The organism is Streptomyces sp. NPDC048718 (assembly GCF_043198875.1).
GTDB lineage: Bacteria > Actinomycetota > Actinomycetes > Streptomycetales > Streptomycetaceae > Streptomyces.
The window spans coordinates 79,261-96,764 of sequence record NZ_JBICVG010000013.1; the positions used below are offsets into that span (position 1 = coordinate 79,261).

17 protein-coding genes are annotated in these 17,504 nt (G+C 72.3%); 9 read left to right on the forward strand and 8 right to left on the reverse strand.

What is annotated here, in order from left to right:
• Positions 1 to 147: 147 nt before the first annotated feature.
• Positions 148 to 2,565, reverse strand: coding sequence for an endonuclease/exonuclease/phosphatase family protein (locus ACGFRB_RS23955; protein WP_393245770.1), 2,418 nt, complete (start codon positions 2,563 to 2,565; stop codon positions 148 to 150).
• Positions 2,566 to 3,227: 662 nt separating this feature from the next.
• Between ACGFRB_RS23955 and ACGFRB_RS23960 the strand changes: the two genes are divergently transcribed.
• Entirely contained in the window at positions 3,228 to 4,319 is a 1,092-nt protein-coding gene (locus ACGFRB_RS23960; protein ID WP_393245772.1) for a glutamate--cysteine ligase, read from the forward strand.
• 229 nt (positions 4,320 to 4,548) lie between these two features.
• Here ACGFRB_RS23960 and ACGFRB_RS23965 read toward each other — a convergent pair whose 3' ends face one another.
• A complete protein-coding gene (locus ACGFRB_RS23965) occupies positions 4,549 to 5,487 on the reverse strand; it encodes a MerR family transcriptional regulator (RefSeq protein ID WP_393245773.1) in 939 nt (312 codons plus the stop codon).
• 244 nt (positions 5,488 to 5,731) lie between these two features.
• Between ACGFRB_RS23965 and ACGFRB_RS23970 the strand changes: the two genes are divergently transcribed.
• The 4 genes from ACGFRB_RS23970 to ACGFRB_RS23985 all read left to right on the forward strand — a co-directional run bounded on the left by ACGFRB_RS23970 (position 5,732) and on the right by ACGFRB_RS23985 (position 9,858).
• Positions 5,732 to 7,273 (forward strand): alpha/beta hydrolase, encoded by a 1,542-nt coding sequence (locus ACGFRB_RS23970; RefSeq protein ID WP_393245775.1) that lies wholly within the window; start codon positions 5,732 to 5,734, stop codon positions 7,271 to 7,273.
• A 157-nt stretch (positions 7,274 to 7,430) separates the two neighbouring features.
• Positions 7,431 to 7,976, forward strand: coding sequence for a hypothetical protein (locus ACGFRB_RS23975; RefSeq protein WP_393245777.1), 546 nt, complete (start codon positions 7,431 to 7,433; stop codon positions 7,974 to 7,976).
• Between the two features lie 20 nt (positions 7,977 to 7,996).
• Positions 7,997 to 9,196 carry a sensor histidine kinase gene (locus ACGFRB_RS23980; protein WP_393245779.1) on the forward strand — a complete coding sequence of 400 codons (1,200 nt, stop codon included), beginning with the start codon at positions 7,997 to 7,999 and terminating at the stop codon, positions 9,194 to 9,196.
• A complete protein-coding gene (locus tag ACGFRB_RS23985) occupies positions 9,193 to 9,858 on the forward strand; it encodes a response regulator (protein ID WP_393245781.1) in 666 nt (221 codons plus the stop codon). The genes ACGFRB_RS23980 and ACGFRB_RS23985 overlap by 4 nt, the downstream gene beginning before the upstream one ends.
• Positions 9,859 to 9,923: 65 nt before the next feature.
• On the opposite strand, the gene ACGFRB_RS23990 is transcribed toward ACGFRB_RS23985, so the two are convergent.
• The 5 genes from ACGFRB_RS23990 to ACGFRB_RS24010 form a co-directional block, all read right to left on the reverse strand.
• Entirely contained in the window at positions 9,924 to 10,760 is an 837-nt protein-coding gene (locus ACGFRB_RS23990; RefSeq protein ID WP_393245783.1) for an SDR family NAD(P)-dependent oxidoreductase, read from the reverse strand.
• Between the two features lie 131 nt (positions 10,761 to 10,891).
• Positions 10,892 to 11,044, reverse strand: coding sequence for a hypothetical protein (locus ACGFRB_RS23995; RefSeq protein ID WP_393245785.1), 153 nt, complete (start codon positions 11,042 to 11,044; stop codon positions 10,892 to 10,894).
• Between the two features lie 156 nt (positions 11,045 to 11,200).
• Entirely contained in the window at positions 11,201 to 12,049 is an 849-nt protein-coding gene (locus ACGFRB_RS24000; RefSeq protein WP_393245787.1) for an SDR family NAD(P)-dependent oxidoreductase, read from the reverse strand.
• 29 nt (positions 12,050 to 12,078) lie between these two features.
• The gene (locus tag ACGFRB_RS24005; RefSeq protein ID WP_393245789.1) at positions 12,079 to 12,453 is read right to left on the reverse strand and encodes an ester cyclase; all 375 of its coding nucleotides are present in this window, start codon (positions 12,451 to 12,453) and stop codon (positions 12,079 to 12,081) included.
• A 59-nt stretch (positions 12,454 to 12,512) separates the two neighbouring features.
• A complete protein-coding gene (locus ACGFRB_RS24010) occupies positions 12,513 to 13,715 on the reverse strand; it encodes an MFS transporter (protein WP_393245791.1) in 1,203 nt (400 codons plus the stop codon).
• An 89-nt stretch (positions 13,716 to 13,804) separates the two neighbouring features.
• Between ACGFRB_RS24010 and ACGFRB_RS24015 the strand changes: the two genes are divergently transcribed.
• Positions 13,805 to 14,371 carry a TetR/AcrR family transcriptional regulator gene (locus ACGFRB_RS24015; protein ID WP_393245793.1) on the forward strand — a complete coding sequence of 189 codons (567 nt, stop codon included), beginning with the start codon at positions 13,805 to 13,807 and terminating at the stop codon, positions 14,369 to 14,371.
• 387 nt (positions 14,372 to 14,758) lie between these two features.
• Here ACGFRB_RS24015 and ACGFRB_RS24020 read toward each other — a convergent pair whose 3' ends face one another.
• Positions 14,759 to 14,905 (reverse strand): hypothetical protein, encoded by a 147-nt coding sequence (locus ACGFRB_RS24020; protein WP_363010598.1) that lies wholly within the window; start codon positions 14,903 to 14,905, stop codon positions 14,759 to 14,761.
• A 13-nt stretch (positions 14,906 to 14,918) separates the two neighbouring features.
• On the opposite strand from ACGFRB_RS24020, the gene ACGFRB_RS24025 reads away from it, so the two are divergent.
• The 3 genes from ACGFRB_RS24025 to ACGFRB_RS24035 are packed head-to-tail and all read left to right on the forward strand — an operon-like array spanning position 14,919 to position 17,469.
• On the forward strand, positions 14,919 to 16,685 hold the full coding sequence (locus ACGFRB_RS24025) for an ATP-binding protein (protein ID WP_393245795.1): 1,767 nt from the start codon (positions 14,919 to 14,921) through the stop codon (positions 16,683 to 16,685).
• A gap of 5 nt (positions 16,686 to 16,690) precedes the next feature.
• Positions 16,691 to 17,101: a roadblock/LC7 domain-containing protein gene (locus ACGFRB_RS24030; RefSeq protein WP_359885165.1), complete on the forward strand. Its 411-nt coding sequence runs from the start codon at positions 16,691 to 16,693 to the stop codon at positions 17,099 to 17,101.
• Positions 17,098 to 17,469 carry a DUF742 domain-containing protein gene (locus tag ACGFRB_RS24035; RefSeq protein WP_363010602.1) on the forward strand — a complete coding sequence of 124 codons (372 nt, stop codon included), beginning with the start codon at positions 17,098 to 17,100 and terminating at the stop codon, positions 17,467 to 17,469. Before ACGFRB_RS24030 ends, ACGFRB_RS24035 begins: the two co-directional genes overlap by 4 nt.
• Positions 17,470 to 17,504: the final 35 nt, after the last annotated feature.

Consider the following 17,504-nt stretch of genomic DNA (forward strand, 5'->3'; position numbering starts at 1 on the left):
CGTCGGATACGGAAGATTCGTGGAGGCGCGGCTTCCGCGCCGCCCGCCTCCCGCTCCGCGCCGGGTGCGGAAGCACCCGTGAAACGAGGCACGCCTCTCCCCTCCGGTCGGGGACCGGACGGGAGAGGCGCGACGGGGAGAGCCGGGTCAGGGCTTGACGCGGACCACCTGCGGGTCGTGGTCGGAGGCCTGGACGGCGAACTCGCTGTTGATGTGAACGACGTCGTAGTGGGTCTGCTGCGTCTTGAACGCGGGGCTGACCAGGATGTGGTCGAGCACCTGCGAGTTGCCCTGGTAGACGTACGAGTAACGCTCGGACGCGGGCAGCTCGTTCACCAGGTCGCGCAGCACGCCGTCCTTGGTGAGGGTCTGGAGCGCGGGGGAGAACTGGTAGTCGTTGAAGTCGCCGAGGGAGACCACCCGGGCGCCGGAGTCGGCGGCCAGAAGCTTGGCGACGAAGGCGCGCTCGGCCTCGGCCTGCTTGGCGCGCTGCACCTCGGAGCTGCGGGTCGGGGCCTGGAAGCGGCTGTCCAGGCCCTGGTCGCCGCCCTTGCTGTTGAAGTGGTTGGCGATCACGAAGACCGGCTTGTTGTGGAACTTGAACTGGCCGATCAGCGGCTTGCGGCTGCTGTTCCACGCCTCGTTGGCCGGGTCGATCCGGCCGGGGGAGGCGGTCAGCGAGGTGCTCTTGCCGGTGCCGGTCACGTCCACGGCGGTGGTGGAGTCGCCGCCGGCTATGTCGGTGAAGGACACGCGGTCGGGGTTGAACAGGAACACCTGGCGGATGTTGCCGCCGGGCTCGCCGCCGTCCTTGCCGTTCACCGGGTCGATGGAGCGCCAGTCGTAGGCGGGACCGCCGGCCGCCTTGATCGCCTCGACGAACTTGGCGACGGTGGCACCGGCCGTGACCGTGCCGTCGTTGACCGGGCCGTTGTCGTCCTGGACCTCTTCCAGGGCCAGGATGTCGGGCGAACGCAGGTTGGTGACGATGCCGGCCGCGAGGTCGGCGAACTTCTGGTCGGAGTCGCCCGGGTCGAGGTTCTCGACGTTGTACGTGGCGATCGTCAGCTCGCTCGGCAGGGCGGGGGCGGTGACCTCGCGCTGCAGTCCGCTCGACTGGAGGTCGCCGATCCGGTTGGCCTGCACCGCGTAGCCACCGTAATTGGTGTAGTCCAGCGGGCCGTTGGTGGCGCCGGTGAGCCGGTCGCCGACGTCGGCGACCGGGAAGTCGGCGACCGCGCCCAGCGACTGGAGCATGATCCGGCCGGAGTTCTGCTTGTCGTAGCCGAGGTACACGGAGCCGCTGCGGGACGAACGCGGGTCCTGCTCGCGGGCGTTCACCCACAGCTCGTGGTACGAGTTGCTGGCCTGCGTCACCGGAACGTCGCGGATCTCGACGTTCATGCCCTCCAGCGACTCGTACAGGTCGAGCGCGTAGGCGTCGGGGCGCAGCGGGAGGGACTCGATCGAGCCGCCCGCCGCCTCCGGGGCGTATGCCGCCGGGATGGCCGAGCCGTCGAGGACCGCCGGGGCGGGTGCCGGGTTGTCCGAGGAGACGACCGTGACCTTGGGGTTGGACAGCTCGGTGAGCGACTGCGAGCCGCCCGAGCTGTTCGGGTAGTACTCGGTCACCTTGGCCGTCACCAGGACGGAGTCGCCGACCTTGACGGCCGGGCCGGTGCCGGCGGTGTAGACGAAGACGCCCTCGCTGGTGGCCGGGTCGGCGTCCGGGTTCGGGTCCTGGATCCAGAAGCCCTTCGTGCCGTACGTGCGGACGCCGGTGACGATGCCGGGGACGCCCGTGACCGTCTTGCCCGCCATGGGCGAGACGCGGGTGGCGCCCTGGATGTCGTGGACGCGCACCGTGCCGGGCTCGGTCGGGCCGGTGTCGCCGCCGCCGGAGCCGGGCGTGGTCTCGCCCTTGCTGTTGACCGGGGTGGGCGCGCCGGGCCGGAAGTCGGCGGCGTTGTCGTCGGTGTCGGCGAGGGAGGCGGCGCGGGCCACCGAGGCGGTGTTCGACGCGCCGTCGGCGCCGCCGGAACCCTCGTGGACCACGGCCGGGCCGAAGCCCACCAGGTCGACGATGCGGGGGTCGCCGGCGCAGTCTGCGGCGGTCTTGCAGGTCAGGGCCTCGGTGCCCTTGACGAGCGCGACGGTGCCCGTGGTGGCGGACAGGGCCAGGCTGCCGGCGGCGTCGGCGGTCGGCAGGTCGACGGTGCCGCCCGTGCCCGGGGCCTCGGCGACCAGGTAGCGGCCACCCGCGGCGACCGTGCCGGTCAGCGGGGTGACCCCCCACTTGCTGCCGGCGCTGGGGCTGCCCGGAAGGTACTGGAGGCTGTGACCGGCCAGGCCGAGGGCGGCTCCGGACGGGTTGGCGAGTTCGATGAAGTCGTTCTTCAGCGTCGCGCCGGAGTTGCCGCCGCCGCCGTACACCTCGGCGATGACCGCGCCCGTGGAAGGGGTGGCGACCGCGCCGGGCAGCGGGACGAGCACCAGCGACGCGGTGACCGCGGCGGGCAGGGTGGCACGCAGCAGGGTGCGGCGGATGGGGAGGGGACTGGGCACCGTTGCGGCACTCCTTCATCGCAGGACACAAGCCCGGTCGCCGCGTCGGCGCCAGGGGCAGTGAGGGATCGTCAAATTCGTGGCGGGGGATGTTCGAAGGCATCCCGCACAGATCCAGAAGCAGAAGATACGCGCGTAGAACATGACGTAACAAGGTTTGGGACGTGAACTTCTCGTCACGGCGCGCGACTGTCCCGGAGTCGTTCTCGCAGGTCGGGTCAGGTCGGGTCAGGTCGGGCGGGCCGGGCACGGGATTCGGGCCTGGGGCACGAGAGGGGAAGTGCGCAGCGGACGGGCCGGGCGGAGGTCCCGAGCCGGGCCGCCCCGCGAGCGGCCGGAGCAGGGCCGGGCAGGGGCTCTGCTCGATGTGGTCGCCGCCCCTGGATCCCGGGTCGCCGGGACGGCGCCGGGGGCGGATGCTGGGTGGTACAGGCGTCGGGGTGGCCATCGCTCGCAGGTTCGAGATCGGAGGGCGACCGTACGCATTCACAGGGTCACATGGCGATGCGTGGCCCGGTTCCGTGGAGGCGAGGGTGGGCGGGGCATTGCGGACATCCCGCCGTCGCCCTCGCCCCGTCCCTGGTGATTGCCGGTCCGCATACCGGGTACCCGGCGCAGGGAGAAGCGGCGGAATGCGTGCGCGGCCGGAGAGGGGCGCTGACATGCGGAGTGTGGGTGTCGAGGAGGAACTGCTGCTGGTCGACCCCGACAGCGGCGTGCCGTGCGCTGTGGCGCTGGCCGTGCTGGCCTCCGCCGCTCAGGAGCGAGCGGAGAAGGAGGAGGCGTTCCAGGCGGAGCTGCAACGCGAACAGCTGGAGTTCTCGACGAGCCCGCAGACGGAGATGGGCGAGCTGGCGGAGGAGATACGCCGGTGCCGGGAGCGCGTCAGCGCCCACGCGCGCGCCTGGGGAGCCGCCGCGGTGGCCCTGGCGACCTCCCCGCTCCCGGTCACCCCGTCCCTCGGGAGCGCGACGCGACACCAGTGGCTCGCCGAGCGGTTCGGCATGACGGCACAGGAACAGCTCACCTGCGGCTGTCACGTCCATGTGTCCGTCGCGTCCGACGAGGAAGGCGTGGCGGTCCTGGACCGTATCCGCCCCTGGCTGTCGGTGCTCACCGCGCTCAGCGCGAACTCGCCTTTCTGGCAGGGACGTGACTCCGGCTACAGCAGCTACCGCAGCCGGGTCTGGGGGCGCTGGCCCTCGGCCGGGCCGACGGAACTCTTCGGCTCCGCCGACCGGTACCACGGGATCGTGCGGGACATGCTGGCCACCGGGGCGCTTCTCGACGAGGGCATGGTCTACTTCGACGCCCGCCTCGCCCACTCCTATCCCACGGTCGAGATCCGGGTCGCCGATGTCTGCCTCGACGCCCGTACGACCGTTGTCCTCGCCGCCCTCTCCCGCGCGCTGGTCGAGACGGCGGCACGACAGTGGGAGAACGGCGAACCCGCGAGCCGGCACGGCGTCCCCCTGCTTCGGCTGGCCGCCTGGCAGGCCGCCCGGTCGGGACTCGACGGACCTTTGGTCCACCCTCTCAGCATGCGGCCCGCCCCCGCCGAATCCGCCGTCCGCGCCTTCCTCCACCACGTCGAGGACAGCCTCGCCGACCACGGCGACCTGTCCCTGGTCAGATCGGGGCTCGCCGCCCTCCTCGATTCCGGCACGGGGGCCCGGGTCCAGCGCGAACTGTTGAAAGGCACCGGGACACTGGCCGACGTGGTGCGCGCCTGCCTGGTGCGGACCGCCGCCTGAACAAGCGGGGAAGACCCCGCCGGGTCGGCAACGGGCCGCTCCGGCGGTTTGCCGAGCCCCAGGGGCAGGACCGCCGTCAGTCCAGTCCGCCGGTGGCTTCGAGATGGGCGAGGAAGGCGGCCACGAGGTGCGGGCGGGGGATGTCGGGGACGAGCGTGTCCGCAAGGTCGGCCTCCAGCTCCCATTCCGCCCCTAGGGCCCCGCTTCCGAGCGTGGGGCGCGCGGGAGTTCACCGCGCCCACCCAGGAGCGGCGGGCGGGATGGCGTCCCGGCCGAGGCCGGATTTCAGGGCGGTGCACAGCCAGCCGTGGACGGCTCCGGCCGTGGGACCGCTCTGCTCACCGGCCAGTTCACCGGCGAGCCGCCAGTACCGCCCGATCGACGGGTCGGCGCCCTCCACCATCAGTCCGGCGAGGCGGCGCCGGAAGGCCCGGCTGTCCCGGGCACCGAGCGCCGCGGCGTAGGCGGCGACGAAACCGTCGAGCGCCGCTCCCGGAGCCGGCGGCAGTCCGCGCGTGATCTCCGCCGCCCCCAGCTCGTAGGCCTCGGCCAGGCCCTCGTACAGGACTGTCGGCCGATGCGGAAGACGCGCCAGGTGGACGGCGGGTGCCGGGGCCGTGGCGACGAGCTCCCGAAGCCGGGCGTAGGCGAGGACCTGCTCCGGGGCCGGGTGCTCGGGAAGCTGCGGCACGGCCGCCTCGACGACCGCCGCGGCGAGCTTGGCCGGGAATCGGACGGGCAGAGTACGACGCCAGAACCGGGCGAGCGCCGTCGTGTCGGGCGGCAAGGTCACGGCACCCAGCAGCCGCAGCCGTTCGGCCCGTTCGCGCGCGGGGCAGCCCTGGAGCAGCCGCAACGACGCCTCGCGCCAGCGCAGTTCGGCGATCCCGTCGCGCACCTCGCGCAACTTCCCCGCCACCAGGTCCTCCAGGGAGCCCTGTTCGTCGAGCACCCGGCCGACGGCCACGACCGGAAGGTCCAGTCCGCGCAGCGCCCGGATCGCCCGCAGTCGCTCCAACGCCCCTGCCCCGTAACGGCGATGACCGCCCGTGCTGCGACCGGACTCCGGCAACAGCCCACGGTCGGAGTAGAAGCGCACGGTCTTCACCGTGACGCCCGCCCGTTCGGCGAGTTCCCCGATGCTCCATGTCTCGTCGTCGGCGCCCATGCCCGCCACGCTACCCGTGCCGACGCCGTGGTCCCGACGAGCGACTGCCGCCGGCTCACGGGCGCTCGCGTTGCCGTACCGCCCTCGCCCCCTGCGGGTATCTCGCCCGCCCTTGCCCCCGTACTTGTATCTCCCCCGAGGGGAGTTCCTACCGTGCCGAGGGCCGCCGCCACGCGGCGACATGGCTCATTCGATGCCCATGCGATCGGGCGGCATCGTGCGGCAGGCGAGGAGAGCGAGCGAGATGACTGCTTTTGTGCTGGTGTCCGGCCCCTTCACCGGAGGATGGATCTGGGCGGAAGTCGTGGCGCGGTTGCGGGCGGCCGGAGCGCAGGCGTACGCGGTGACGCCGGCCGCGATGGGCGGCGAGGGCGACCGTACGCGGGCGGCGGACGTCGATCTGGAGACCCACATCGACGATGTGCTGCGGGTGGTGGACCGGGTGCCGACAGGGGCGGACGTGGTCCTGGTCGGGCACGACTACGGGATCCATCCGGTGCTCGGGGCCGCCGACCGGCGGCCGGAGCGGATCGCCCGGGTGGTGTACCTGGACGCGGGGATGCCGGGCGACGGGGACACGGCGCTCGCCGCCCTGCCGGACGGGCCGGGACTCCTCGCGCGGGCCGGGTCGACAGGGCTCGTGCCGCCGCCGCGTGGAGAGCGGTGGCGGGACTGGGGCAGTACGGCGGGACTGTCCGAGGACGATCTGGACCGGCTCGACCGGCTGGCCGGGCCCCAGCCCGTACGGACCCTGACCCAGCCGCTGCGCCTGACCGGCAGCCCCTTCGACCGGCCGACGACCGGTGTGCTGTGTACCGCGAACGGCTCGGGGATCGGCATGGTGGAGGCGATGGTGGCGAACGGCCCGGCACGGCTACGGGTGTTGACCGGCCCGCACGTGCGGTTCTTCGAACTCGGCACCGGCCACTGGCCGATGCTCTCCGCGCCCGGCCCGCTCGCCGGAATTCTGCTCCGCGCGGCGGCCGGTGAAGGACGGCGGCTCGACCTGCCCGAGGCCGGTCCGGGCGCACCCCATGGCGCGGATGCCCACGGCCCCGCGCACCCCGTGAACTTCCCGGTCGACGCACCGGCATGTCCGCACGAGCGCCAGGGGCGGCTCGACCTGCACCTGCCGCGGGCCGAAGGGCCGCGTCCGGCCGTGCTGTTCGTGCACGGCGGTCCGGTGTCGCCGGACCAGCGGCCGAGGCCCGGACGGATGCCGGTCCTCCTTGGCTACGGCCGGTACGCGGCCTCTTTGGGACTGGTCGGCGCGAGCGTGGACCACCGCCTGTACGACCTGACCGACTACCCGCGGGCGGCGCGGGACGTGGCCGAGGCGGTGGACGCGCTGCGCGCGGATCCCCGGGTGGACGGTGATCGGATCGCGTTGTGGTTCTTCTCGGGCGGCGGGCTGCTGGCGGCGGACTGGCTGAGCGCCGAGCAGCGTCCGTGGCTGCGCTGCGTGGCCCTGACCTACCCGGTGCTGGCGCCGCCCCCGTCGTGGCGGGCGGTGGACACGCGGTTCCGGCCGGTGGCGGCGGTCACGGCGGCCGGGGCGGCGACTCCGCCGGTCGTGCTGACCCGGGTGGGCCGGGAGCACGCGGTGTTCGCCGCGACGGTCGAGGAGTTCGTCACGGCCGCCGCGACGGCCCGGGCGGAGGTCGAACCGGTGGACGTACCGGGCGCCCGGCACGGCTTCGAGACGCTGGACCCGGAGCGCGCCGACGAGGCGCGCGAGGCGATCACCCGGGCCGCCGGGGCCGTGGTCCGGCGGCTGACGGCCTGACCGCCTTCCCGCCTGAGATCGTCACGCTGTGTGAACACCCGTCCGGTGCCCGCGGCGGGTACCTTCGCCTTCCCCCGCAGCGAGGGCATTCCATCTCCACCCGCTGTTCCACCCCTGGGTCCAGGTGCGAGAGGCGCCGGATCGGCAGGCTGAAGACATGACAACCACCGAATGGATCACCGACATCATCCTCGTCCTCGTCGTCTTCCGGCAGCTGCGGGAAGGACGGCTCGACCTGAAGACCTTCCTGATCCCGCTCGGGATCGTGGCCTTCGTGGCCTACAGCTACCTGGGCGCCATCCCCATGGCGGGCAACGACCTCGTGCTGATCGGCACGCTGATGGCCGTGGGCGCCGTGCTCGGCGTCGCAGGTGGCGTCTACACCCGCATCCGGGTCGCCGGTGAGCACCTGCTGATCAAGGCGGGCGTGGTCTCCGCGCTTCTGTGGATCGTCGGCATGAGCGCCCGCATGGGCTTCCAAGTCTGGGTCCAGAACGGCGGAGGCGCCGCCGACGTCGCCCGGTTCAGCGCCACGAACCACATCACCAGCAGCCAGGCGTGGGTTGCGGCCTTCGTTCTGATGGCGCTCACGGAGGTCGTCACCCGGCTCGCGACGATCTTCGTCCGCAGCCGGATGGTCGCCCATCAGCAGCACCCCGCCACGGCGACGCGCTCCGCGTCCGCTCTCGACCGTACGGCCTGACCGTGGGCTATGGTCGCGCCGTGCCCGAAGCCCAGAGCGTCCCGGAACAAGGGCCGGCTCCGCACCAGGGAGCCGGCCTCCGGCTTGTTCCCGGTCAGAATCCCTGGCTCCAGCGGGCCCTTACCGTCTTCGTCATCGTCGCGGCGTTCTGGACGGTCCGGCCGCTGGGCCCGAGCGGCCGGGGGCTGGCCGTGGCCGTCTTGCTCCTGGTCAACTCCGCCGCGCTGGCGGCCCGGCATCTACCGGAGGACTGGATCCCGCCGCGCCTGGTCCCGGTCTGGCTGACCCTGGGCATCGTGGCGGCGGCCGCCCTGATCGGCGTCAGCAGCACCGGCTCCAGCTACCTCTTCGCGTACTTCCTCGTCGGCCACATCGGCGTCCGCCTCGAACCCCGGAAGTCGCTCACCCTGGCGGCCCTGTGCGGTCTGCTGTGCGGCGGCGTCCTGTACTTCCGCCTCGGCCCCGGCCACAACCTGCTGCCGTGGACGCTGGGCCTGACCACCGGCGGCCCCGTCCTCATCGGCATCCTCAACCGCAGCCGCGAGAAAGCCTTCGCCGCCGCCCTCTCGGCCGCCGAGTCGGCGGAGCGGGCGGCGCGGGCCGAGGCGAGGACCGCCGTCCTGACCGAGCGGAGCCGGATCGCCCGCGACGTCCACGACGTCCTCGCCCATTCCCTGGCGGGCATCAACATGCAGCTGGAGCTGGCGGACGCGCTGATCGACACCGGCGACCTGGAGCGGGTCCGCGAAGCGAACCGGAAGGCGCACAGCATGGTCAAGGAGAGCCTGAAGCAGGCCCAGTGGACCGTGCACGCGCTGCGCGAGGACGCGCTGCCGCTGGTCGAGTCCCTCACCGCGATGCTGGACACCTCCGGGCACCGCGACGCGCTCACCGTCACCGGGACCGTCCGTGAGGTCCCGTCCCGGGTGACCCAGGGCCTGCTGCGGATCGCCCAGGAGTCGCTGACCAACGCGGCCCGGCACGCGCCTGGCGCCGAGGTGCGGGTGGAACTGGCGTTCGGGGCCGCGTCGACGGCACTGCGCATCCGCAACGGGCCGGCGACCCGTACCGTCAACACGGGAACCGGTACCGGCAGCGGGATGGGGCTGATCGGCATACGCGAACGGGTCGCCCTGCTGGAAGGGACGATCACCGCGGGCCCGGTCACCGAAGGACCGGAGGCGGGCGGATGGCAGGTGGAAACGGTGATCCCGGGATGAGTGAACCCACGAAGGACGTACGGCGGTTGAAGGTGGTCGTGGCCGACGACCAGGCGGCGGTGCGCGAGCCGCTGGCCGCCGTCCTCGGCCTGTCCGGGGACTTCGAGGTCGTCGCGGCGGCGGCCGACGGGACCGAGGTGCTCGCGGCGGTGGCGGCGGGGCCCGTGGACGTGGTCCTGATGGATCTGCGCATGCCCGTGATGGACGGCACCGAGGCGACCCGGCGGCTGACGGAGGAGCACCCGGAGGTGGCCGTGGTCGTGCTGACCACCTTCGCCGACGACGACTCGATCCTGGCCGCGCTGAGCGCCGGGGCGCGGGGCTACCTCACCAAGAACGCGGGGCGCCAGGACATCGCCCGGGCGATCCGCGCCGCCGCCGCGGGACAGTCCGTCCTCGACCGCGAGGTACGGGACCGGCTGCTCGCCACGCTCCGTACGAAGCCCCCGGAGCCCGCGCGGCCGCTGCCCGGCGACATCACGCCCCGCGAACGCGAGGTGCTCACGTTGATCGGCCAGGGTCTGCCGAACCGGGCGATCGCCGAGAAGCTGTTCATCAGCGAGGCCACGGTCAAGACGCACATCAACAACCTGTTCGCCAAGGCGGATATCAAGGACCGCGCCGACGCCGTCCGCCGGGCCATCGCCGCGGGCCTCGCCTGAGGCCACCCGCCCGCCACCCGCCCGGCCGGCCGTGGGGCCGCGGGGCGGGGCCGGCGGCCGGCTGGTCACTGCGCGAGGTAGCCGCCGTCGACGGGCAGGACGGCGCCGGTGATGAAGGAAGCCTCGTCGGAGGCGAGGAAGAGGACGGCGGCGGCCACCTCCCGCGGGGCTCCGAGCCGGCGCATGGGGTGGAGCTGTTCGATGTCCGCGAGGTACTCGGCTCCGCCGGGCTCGTCGCGCAGACGGGCGACGCGTTCGGTGGTGATGGTGCCGGGGGCGACGGCGTTGACGCGGATGCCGCGGTCGGCCCATTCCACGGCGAGGTGCTTGGTGAGGCCGGAGGCGACGAACTTGGCGGGTCCGTAGACCGCCTGTCCACGCTGCCCGGCGACGCCCGAGATGGACGAGACACAGACGATGGCGCCACCCCCACCCCCGCTGCCGTCGTCCGCCGGGGCCATGGCCTCGATCGCGTACTTGCAGGTGAGGAACATGCCCCGGCCGTCGATCGCCATCACGTGGTCCCAGTCTTCGGCACCGGCATCGGTGATCTCCGACAGCGGGATGACCCCCGCGTTGGCCACCAGGACGTCCAGCCGGCCGTGCCGCTCGACGGCGGCGGAGATCATCCGGCGGGCGTCCTCGTCCCGTGAGACGTCGCCGACCACCGTGGTGACCGCCTGCGGCAGCCGTTCCGCCAGCCGCCGCAGACCGTCCTCGTCGAGATCCGCGGCCACCACCATCGCACCCTCACGGGCGAAGAGTTCGGCTACGGCGCGACCGATCCCATGGGCCGCGCCGGTGATCACACAGGCCTTCCCCGCGAGCCGCCCGCCGGCCGTCCCCGTTCCGGGAGCGTTCGCTGAGGATCCGCCGGCTGCGGCGCTACTCGTCTCCGTCATGACACCGGACTGTAAGGGGATCATGCCGGACGGTAAACCGCGCGGACCGCGCCGACGGCCGAATGGCGGCGCGATCGCGGTATCGGCCGGGTCCTGCGCCGGGCCGGGCCGGGCCGATCCGGTACGGGATGTCAGTCGTCCGGAGTGCTGTTCGAGGCGTCGCAGCTCCAGCAGTTCCATTCGCCGGGAAGCTCGTAATGGGTCGTCGTCCAGAACCCTTTGGGCCGCCCGGCGATCACATTGGTCTCCCAGCAGTTCCAGCACTCGAACTCGAAGTCCTCCATGACGTCATGGTGGCAACGGACAGGGAGCGCGCGGAGCGGGTTGCCGGAGAAATGACCGGATCGGGCCTCCGGCAGGACACACGTATGACGATTCTTTGTGGTGCGACGTGGCCCCGACCGGCGAGCGCCCTCACGTGCCATGTCCGGCGTCGGTTGTCAGGAGATCCGCGGCCAGGCGACGCCGGTGTGGCGTTCGCTGAGTTCGAGGAGCCGGGCGCGGGCGGCGGGGTCGTACGCCTGGGGGTGGGCGCGGTCGGGCGTGGCGCGGTTGAAGTAGGTGCCGGTGGTGCCGGCGAGGGTGGGGTCGGTGATCAGGCGGAGGGTGTTCGTGGTGCCTTCTTCCAGGGTGCTCTGCACGGTGAAGAGGTGCGTGACGATCTTGGTGGGCATGTAGGACGCCGGGTGGAGGGCGTTGACGGTGACGCCGTGGCCGCGCAGAAGTTCGGCGTGGTCGAGGGTGAGCATGATCTGGGCCAGTTTGGCCTGGCAGTATGCCTGGACACCGTCCCAGGAGCGCTCGAGGAGCGGATCGCCGAAGTCGAGGGGGGCTTGCCCCGCGGAGCTCACGTTGACGACGCGGGCGCCCGCGGTGCGGGTGAGGAGCGGGGTGAGCTTGGAGCTGAGGACGTAGGTGGCCAAGTAGTCGACCTGTAAGGTCAGTTCGATTCCGTCGTGGCTGGTCCGGCGGGCGAGTTCGACGCCGAGGCCGGCGTTGTTGACCAGGACGTCGAGCCGGTCCCGGGTGGCGACGCGGTCGGCGAGGGCGCGTATGTCCGCCAGTGAGGAGAAGTCGGCGTTCTCGTAGGCGAGCCGGGTATTGCCGGTTTTCTCGCGTAGATCGTGGATCAGGCGCTCACCCTTGGCGGGGTTGCGGCCGTGGAGGATGAGGGTGGCGCCCTGGGCGGCGAGTTCGTGGGCCAGGGCCCGGCCGAGGCCGTCGGTGGCACCGGTGATCAGGACGGTCTTGCCGTGCGTCGACGCGGGTTCATGGCGGGTGGTGGTCATGGTGGCAGCCTCGGTGTGGTGGCGGGGTGTCAGACGACGGGGTGGCCGCTGGCGGTGGTGGCGGGGATGTCCTGGTGGACGTCCCAGTGCTCGGCGATCAGGCCGTCCTGGATGCGGTAGATGTCGACGACCGCCTGCCCGTTCTGGCCGGGGGCCGGGGTGAAGAGGCTGTGGACGAAGACGAGGTCGCCGTCGGCGGCGGTGCGCTCGATGGCGAAGTGCATCTGGGGCAGCCGGCCGCGCAGGGTGGCGATCAGCGTGGTCAGCGCGGTGCGGCCGTCGGGCAGGTTGGGGTTGTGCTGGATGAGGTCCTCGGCGACGTACTTGTCGGCCAGGTCGGTTGCGCCCTGGTTCCAGACGGTGTTCATGAAGTCGGTGACGAGGGCGGTGTTCTGGCTGGTCATGATGGTGTGCTCCAAGTGGGTCGGTCGGTTCGGTGTCATGGGGAGAGAGGTGCGGGGCATCAGGCCCGGCCGGCCGTGGCGGCGGCCGGCGTGGCCGACGCGGTGGTGCCGGGGCGCCGGCGGCCGGAGGCCCGGTGGGCGACGGCGGCCGCGGCGAGCGGGAAGAAGCCGGCGGCGGGCAGCCAGGCGGTGCCCAGGGCCGGGAGCAGGGTGGAGCCGAGCAGGCTGCCCAGGCTCATGCCGAGGTAGAGAGCGGAGGCGTTCAAGGCGAGGCCCAGGCCGCTCTGGGTGGGCACCAGGGAGAGGAGCCGGGCCTGCTGAGGTGCCTGAAAGAGTTGACTGAACGCCGCCCACCAGGCCAGCGCGGCGAGAGCCGCCGGGAAATTGGCCGGCAGGAGCAGCAGTGCGGCGAACGCGGTGCCGAATCCGGCGAGCGCCACGGTGATGGTGGCGGGGCCGCCCAGGCGTTCGAAGACCCGTCCGGCGGCGGCGTTCCCGGCGACTCCGGCGATGCCGAACACCATCAGGGCCAGGGCGACTTGGCCGGCGGTGGCGTGGAAGCGGGCGGCGAGATAGGCGCCGGCGACACCGTAGACGGTGAACTGCGCGGCCATGAACATGAGCGTGGTGGAGATGGCGGGCAGCACCCCGGGGGTGCGGGCCACCGGGCCGAAGGCGCGCAGGGTGGTCGCCTCGCCGCGCTCCAGCGTCGGCACCAGGGCGGCGATCAGCGCGAGCGAGAGCAGGGCGAGGGCGGAGATGCCTACGGTGGCCCAGCGCCAGCCGAGGATGTTGCCCAGGCTGGTGCTCAGTGGCACCCCGAGCACCGTCGCCGCGGTCATCCCGGCGAATACCGTGGCCAGCGCTCGCGCCCGGCGTTCCTCGCTCACCAGCATCGATCCGGCGACCGAGGCGGAGGGGCCGAAGGCGGCGCCGCCCAGAGCGGTGAGAACGCGCGCCGCGCACAGTACGCCGTAGTTCGGGGCGAGCGCGGCCCCGAGGCCGCCGGCGGCCATGATCGCGAGCCCGGTGAGCAGGACGCTCTTGCGGCCGAGTCGCCGCAGCACCACCGGGGCGAGCGGGGCGGTCAGGGCGAAGGCGGCGGCGAACACCGTGACGAGCAGGCCGACTTGGGCCTGGGTCACGTGCAGGTCCTCGCTGATGGGGGCGCTGAGGCCGACCACGGCCAGCGAGGAGGTGCCGAAGGATAAGTACCCCAGGGCCAGTGCCCACAGGGCCGGTCCGGTGCGGCGGGAGGACATCACTCTCTCACTTTCAATACGGTGCGGTGCGGTTCGTAATTAATTACATTACGGTGCGGTCCGTATGTCAATCCCGTAAGGTGAAGTCCATGAGCGGACGACCCAGAGACCCCGGCGTGGACGACGCCATCCTGCGTGCGACCACGGACCTCGTCGCGGAAGACGGCTACCGGGCGGTGAGCATCGAAGGCATCGCGGCCAGAGCGGGTGTCTCCAAGCAGACCGTCTACCGGCGCTACCGAGGCAAGGGCGAGGCCATCCTGGACGCCCTGTCGGCCATCGCCCTCGGCAAGTTGCCCGTACCGGACACCGGCACGCTGCGCGGCGACCTCGCCGAGCTGCTGACCGCCACCTTCGAGGCGCAGCAGGGCATCAGCGGCGTCCTCAACCGGGCGCTGGCCGCCGAATCCATTCAGGACGAGGCCTTCGCCCGCCATGTATGGGAGCGCCTGATCCTGCCCCGGCGCGACGTGGTCCGCGCGCTGATCGCCCGCGCCCGCGAACGCGGCGAAGTGGCACACCCTGGCGACGACTTCCTCATTGACCTTGTCTACGGGCCGATGTGGTATCGCCTGCTGTTCGGTCGCGAGGGGCTGGACGCGGCCTACGCCGAGCAGCTCGCCGACACGGTCACCGCGGTCGCGCGGACCGCCTGAGCGGGAGGGGCGTATCCGGCAGGGGTGGCCGCGCCGGTGTGCGGCGCTCGGATCGCCGGCCGGGTGTGGGTGGCCGAGGCGCGCCGTGGTGCGGCAAGGGGCAGACCATGGCCGCGCTCATCGCGAACGGACTGACAGGTCGTCAATTTCTCGGACTCCGAGAGTCGGACCCCGGTGACAGTGATGAGGTCGAACAGCCGAGTTCGGCAAGCCGGGTGATCGAGAAGCCGATCGGGCATGCCCTCGGCCCCGGATGCCATGGACCCGGCTTGCCTTCGCGAACGCCACCATGCCCCACGCTCACTCGCTCCGGCCGGCTCACGGCCGGAGCGGGCACCCCTGGTGCTGCTCGCCTGATCACGGCGGCGTAGCGTGGCGGAATCTTCACTACCGCTGGATCACGGAATTCATCTTTTCGGGTGTGCAGCCGATAAGCTCCCCACCGTGCGCGCGAGTTGACGGATCGTAACCGTCCATCTCGTGCTGCGTGCTCATCGGTGCGGTGTCCGTGAGCGCGCCCTGTTCGTCGTACATGCGAAGGATGCAGATGGAACTCGCCACTCCGCCTCCGACCGCACAGGCTCCCGTTGCCTGGCGCGGCTGGTGGCTGCTGCCACTGGGCCTCGGCGGCGGGACTGCCGCCGCCACGTTCATGAGCGCGGACCGGATATCGACGGCCGTCGCGGGTCTGGCGGCGACAGCCGCGAGCGCCGTATGCGTGCGCCTCCTCCTGCGCACCCGCGCCCAGGAGGGCCGGGCCGCGGAGACCCACCGCGCCGAGTTGGCCCAGGCCTCGCAGCAGTGGCAGAAGCATGTCGCCGACATGGAACGCCATGCCTCTTCCAAAATGGCCGATCAGGCGCGCCGGTACGAGGCGCAGCTGGCGGAGCAGTCCGCGGCGTTCCAGGCCCGACTGGCCGAGGAAACCGAGGCCTTGCAGGAGCGGGCGGACCAGCTACTGGCCGCGGTGCTCCAACTCGGGGACGTGCAGCTGCCCGACGCGATGCGGCGGCTGCGCGACGGCGAGGCGATCGACGACATCCTGCCGCCCGGCGATCCGCGTACGGTCGCCGACGCCGGCTTGCAGGCCGGACTGGACAAGATCCTCAAGTCCGCCTTGACCGGCATCGAAGCGGAGATCGACCGTTCGGCCTCCGCTGAACAGGCCGTGATCAGCATCGGCAGCCGTATCCACGTTCTGACCAGCTTGCTGCGCGGCCGTCTGCACGAACTGCAGGGGGAACACGGCCGGCTGCCGGCCGTCGCGAGGGGCCTGATGGAACTGGACCAGGCCCTGGGCCCGGCCGACGGCCTCGCCGCCAGCATCGGCGTCCTCGCCGGCTCCGACCGCCCGGGCCGCCAGTGGCAGGAACCGCAGCCCCTGCTGAGCGTGGTGCGCGGCGGCGTCGGCCGGATCAAGGAATTCCAGCGCGTGGAGCTGCGCCGGCTGCCCGAACTGGGCGTCGACGGACGGCTGGTGGATCACCTGACGCTGCTCATCGCCCATCTGCTGGACAACGCCACGCGGTACTCGCCGCCCACCGAGCCGGTGGTCGTCTCCGGCAAGGAAGTCCCCAACGGCGTCGGCATCGAGATCCAGGACTCCGGCAAGGGCCTCAGCGAGGAAAAGAAGCGAGAGGTCGAGCACGCTCTGGCCGGCTCCGCGCCCGGCGCGGGTCTCGGCGGCATCTCCGAGGACGCCAACATCGGCCTGCGTGTGGTCGGCAAGATCGCCCGCCGCTACGGCATCCGCGTGACGTTCGCGGACTCGCCGTGGCTCGGTACCTCCGTCGTACTCGTCGTGCCCTACAAGTACTTCAGCCCGCTCGCGGCGCCCACCGCGCCCACCGCCCCTGCCGCGCCCGCGTCCACCGACTCCGGCGCCCCCACCGCGCCCACCGCCCCTGCCGCGCCCGCGTCCACCGACTCCGGCGCCCCCGCCGCGTCCACCCCCGCCGCGCCCACCCCCGCGGCTTCCGAGACCGCGGCACCCGTGAGTGTCCCGTCCGAGGACGCACCGGCCGCCCGCCCCGCCGTCGGCGATGCCACCGGCACCACGCCAGGCGGTCTGCCCCGGCGCCGGCGCCGGGCCGACGCGTCGGACGGCCCGTCGACGTCGTCCGAGCGTGCCGACCGGGCCGCTGTCGACGCGGTTCCCCCGGACGCCTCGTTCGCCGGCCTCGCCGCGTTCGCCGCAGCCGGCCGCGAGGCCCGCACCCCTACCCCTGCCCCGGTGTCCCGGACCTCCGAGGCCGCCCACGAAACGACCGTCGGTGGACCGTCCACCGAGCACCGCACTGAAGAGAGCGACTAGCCCCCATGACGTACCAGGGATCCGATGTGAGCTGGGCGCTGCACGACCTTGTGGACAGCTTCAAGGAGGTCCGCTTCGCCGTCGTGGCGTCGAGTGACGGAACGGCCATCGCCGGCCACGGCGCCGACGACCCGGACGACGTGGACCGCTTCGCCGCCGTGGTGGCCGGGTTGCAGTCGCTGGCCACACCGGTCGCCAAGCAGTTCCCCGAGCACGGAGGGCAGCTCCGCCTGGCGATGATCGAGGTCGACGGCGGTCATCTCTTCGTGGTCCGCGCCGGTGTGGAGACCTATCTCGGGGTCGTCGCCCGCGAGGGTCTCGACCAGGGCCTGCTCGGCCACCAGATGCAGGACCTGGCCCGCCGTATGGGCGAGCTTCTGGGTACCACGCCTCGCCGGGAGGAGCCCTCTGAATGAGCGCTCCCCGCGGCCCGGTCGATCCGTCCGGCCTCGAGCGTTACTACGTCCTCACCGGAGGGCGTAGCGGACCGGGCGGGTCGGCCACGACTCTCGACGTGGCGACGCTGGTGGTCTCGCGAGCCACGCCCGTCCCGGGAATGCAGCACGAGCACGAGGAGATCCTCCGGCTGTGCCGTGCCCCGCTGGCGGTGGCCGAGGTCAGTGCCCACCTCCGCCTGCCCTTCAACATTGTCGCGGTGCTGTTGTCCGATCTACTCGGGGACGACCGCATAGAAGCTCGTGACCCCATCCCGGCAGACGCTGGTGGCAGGTACGACGTCAAGCTCCTCGAGGAGGTACTCCGTGGGCTCAGAGCAAGGCTTTGACCCGTCCCGGCGGCCGGCCGGCGATGACGCCCGTT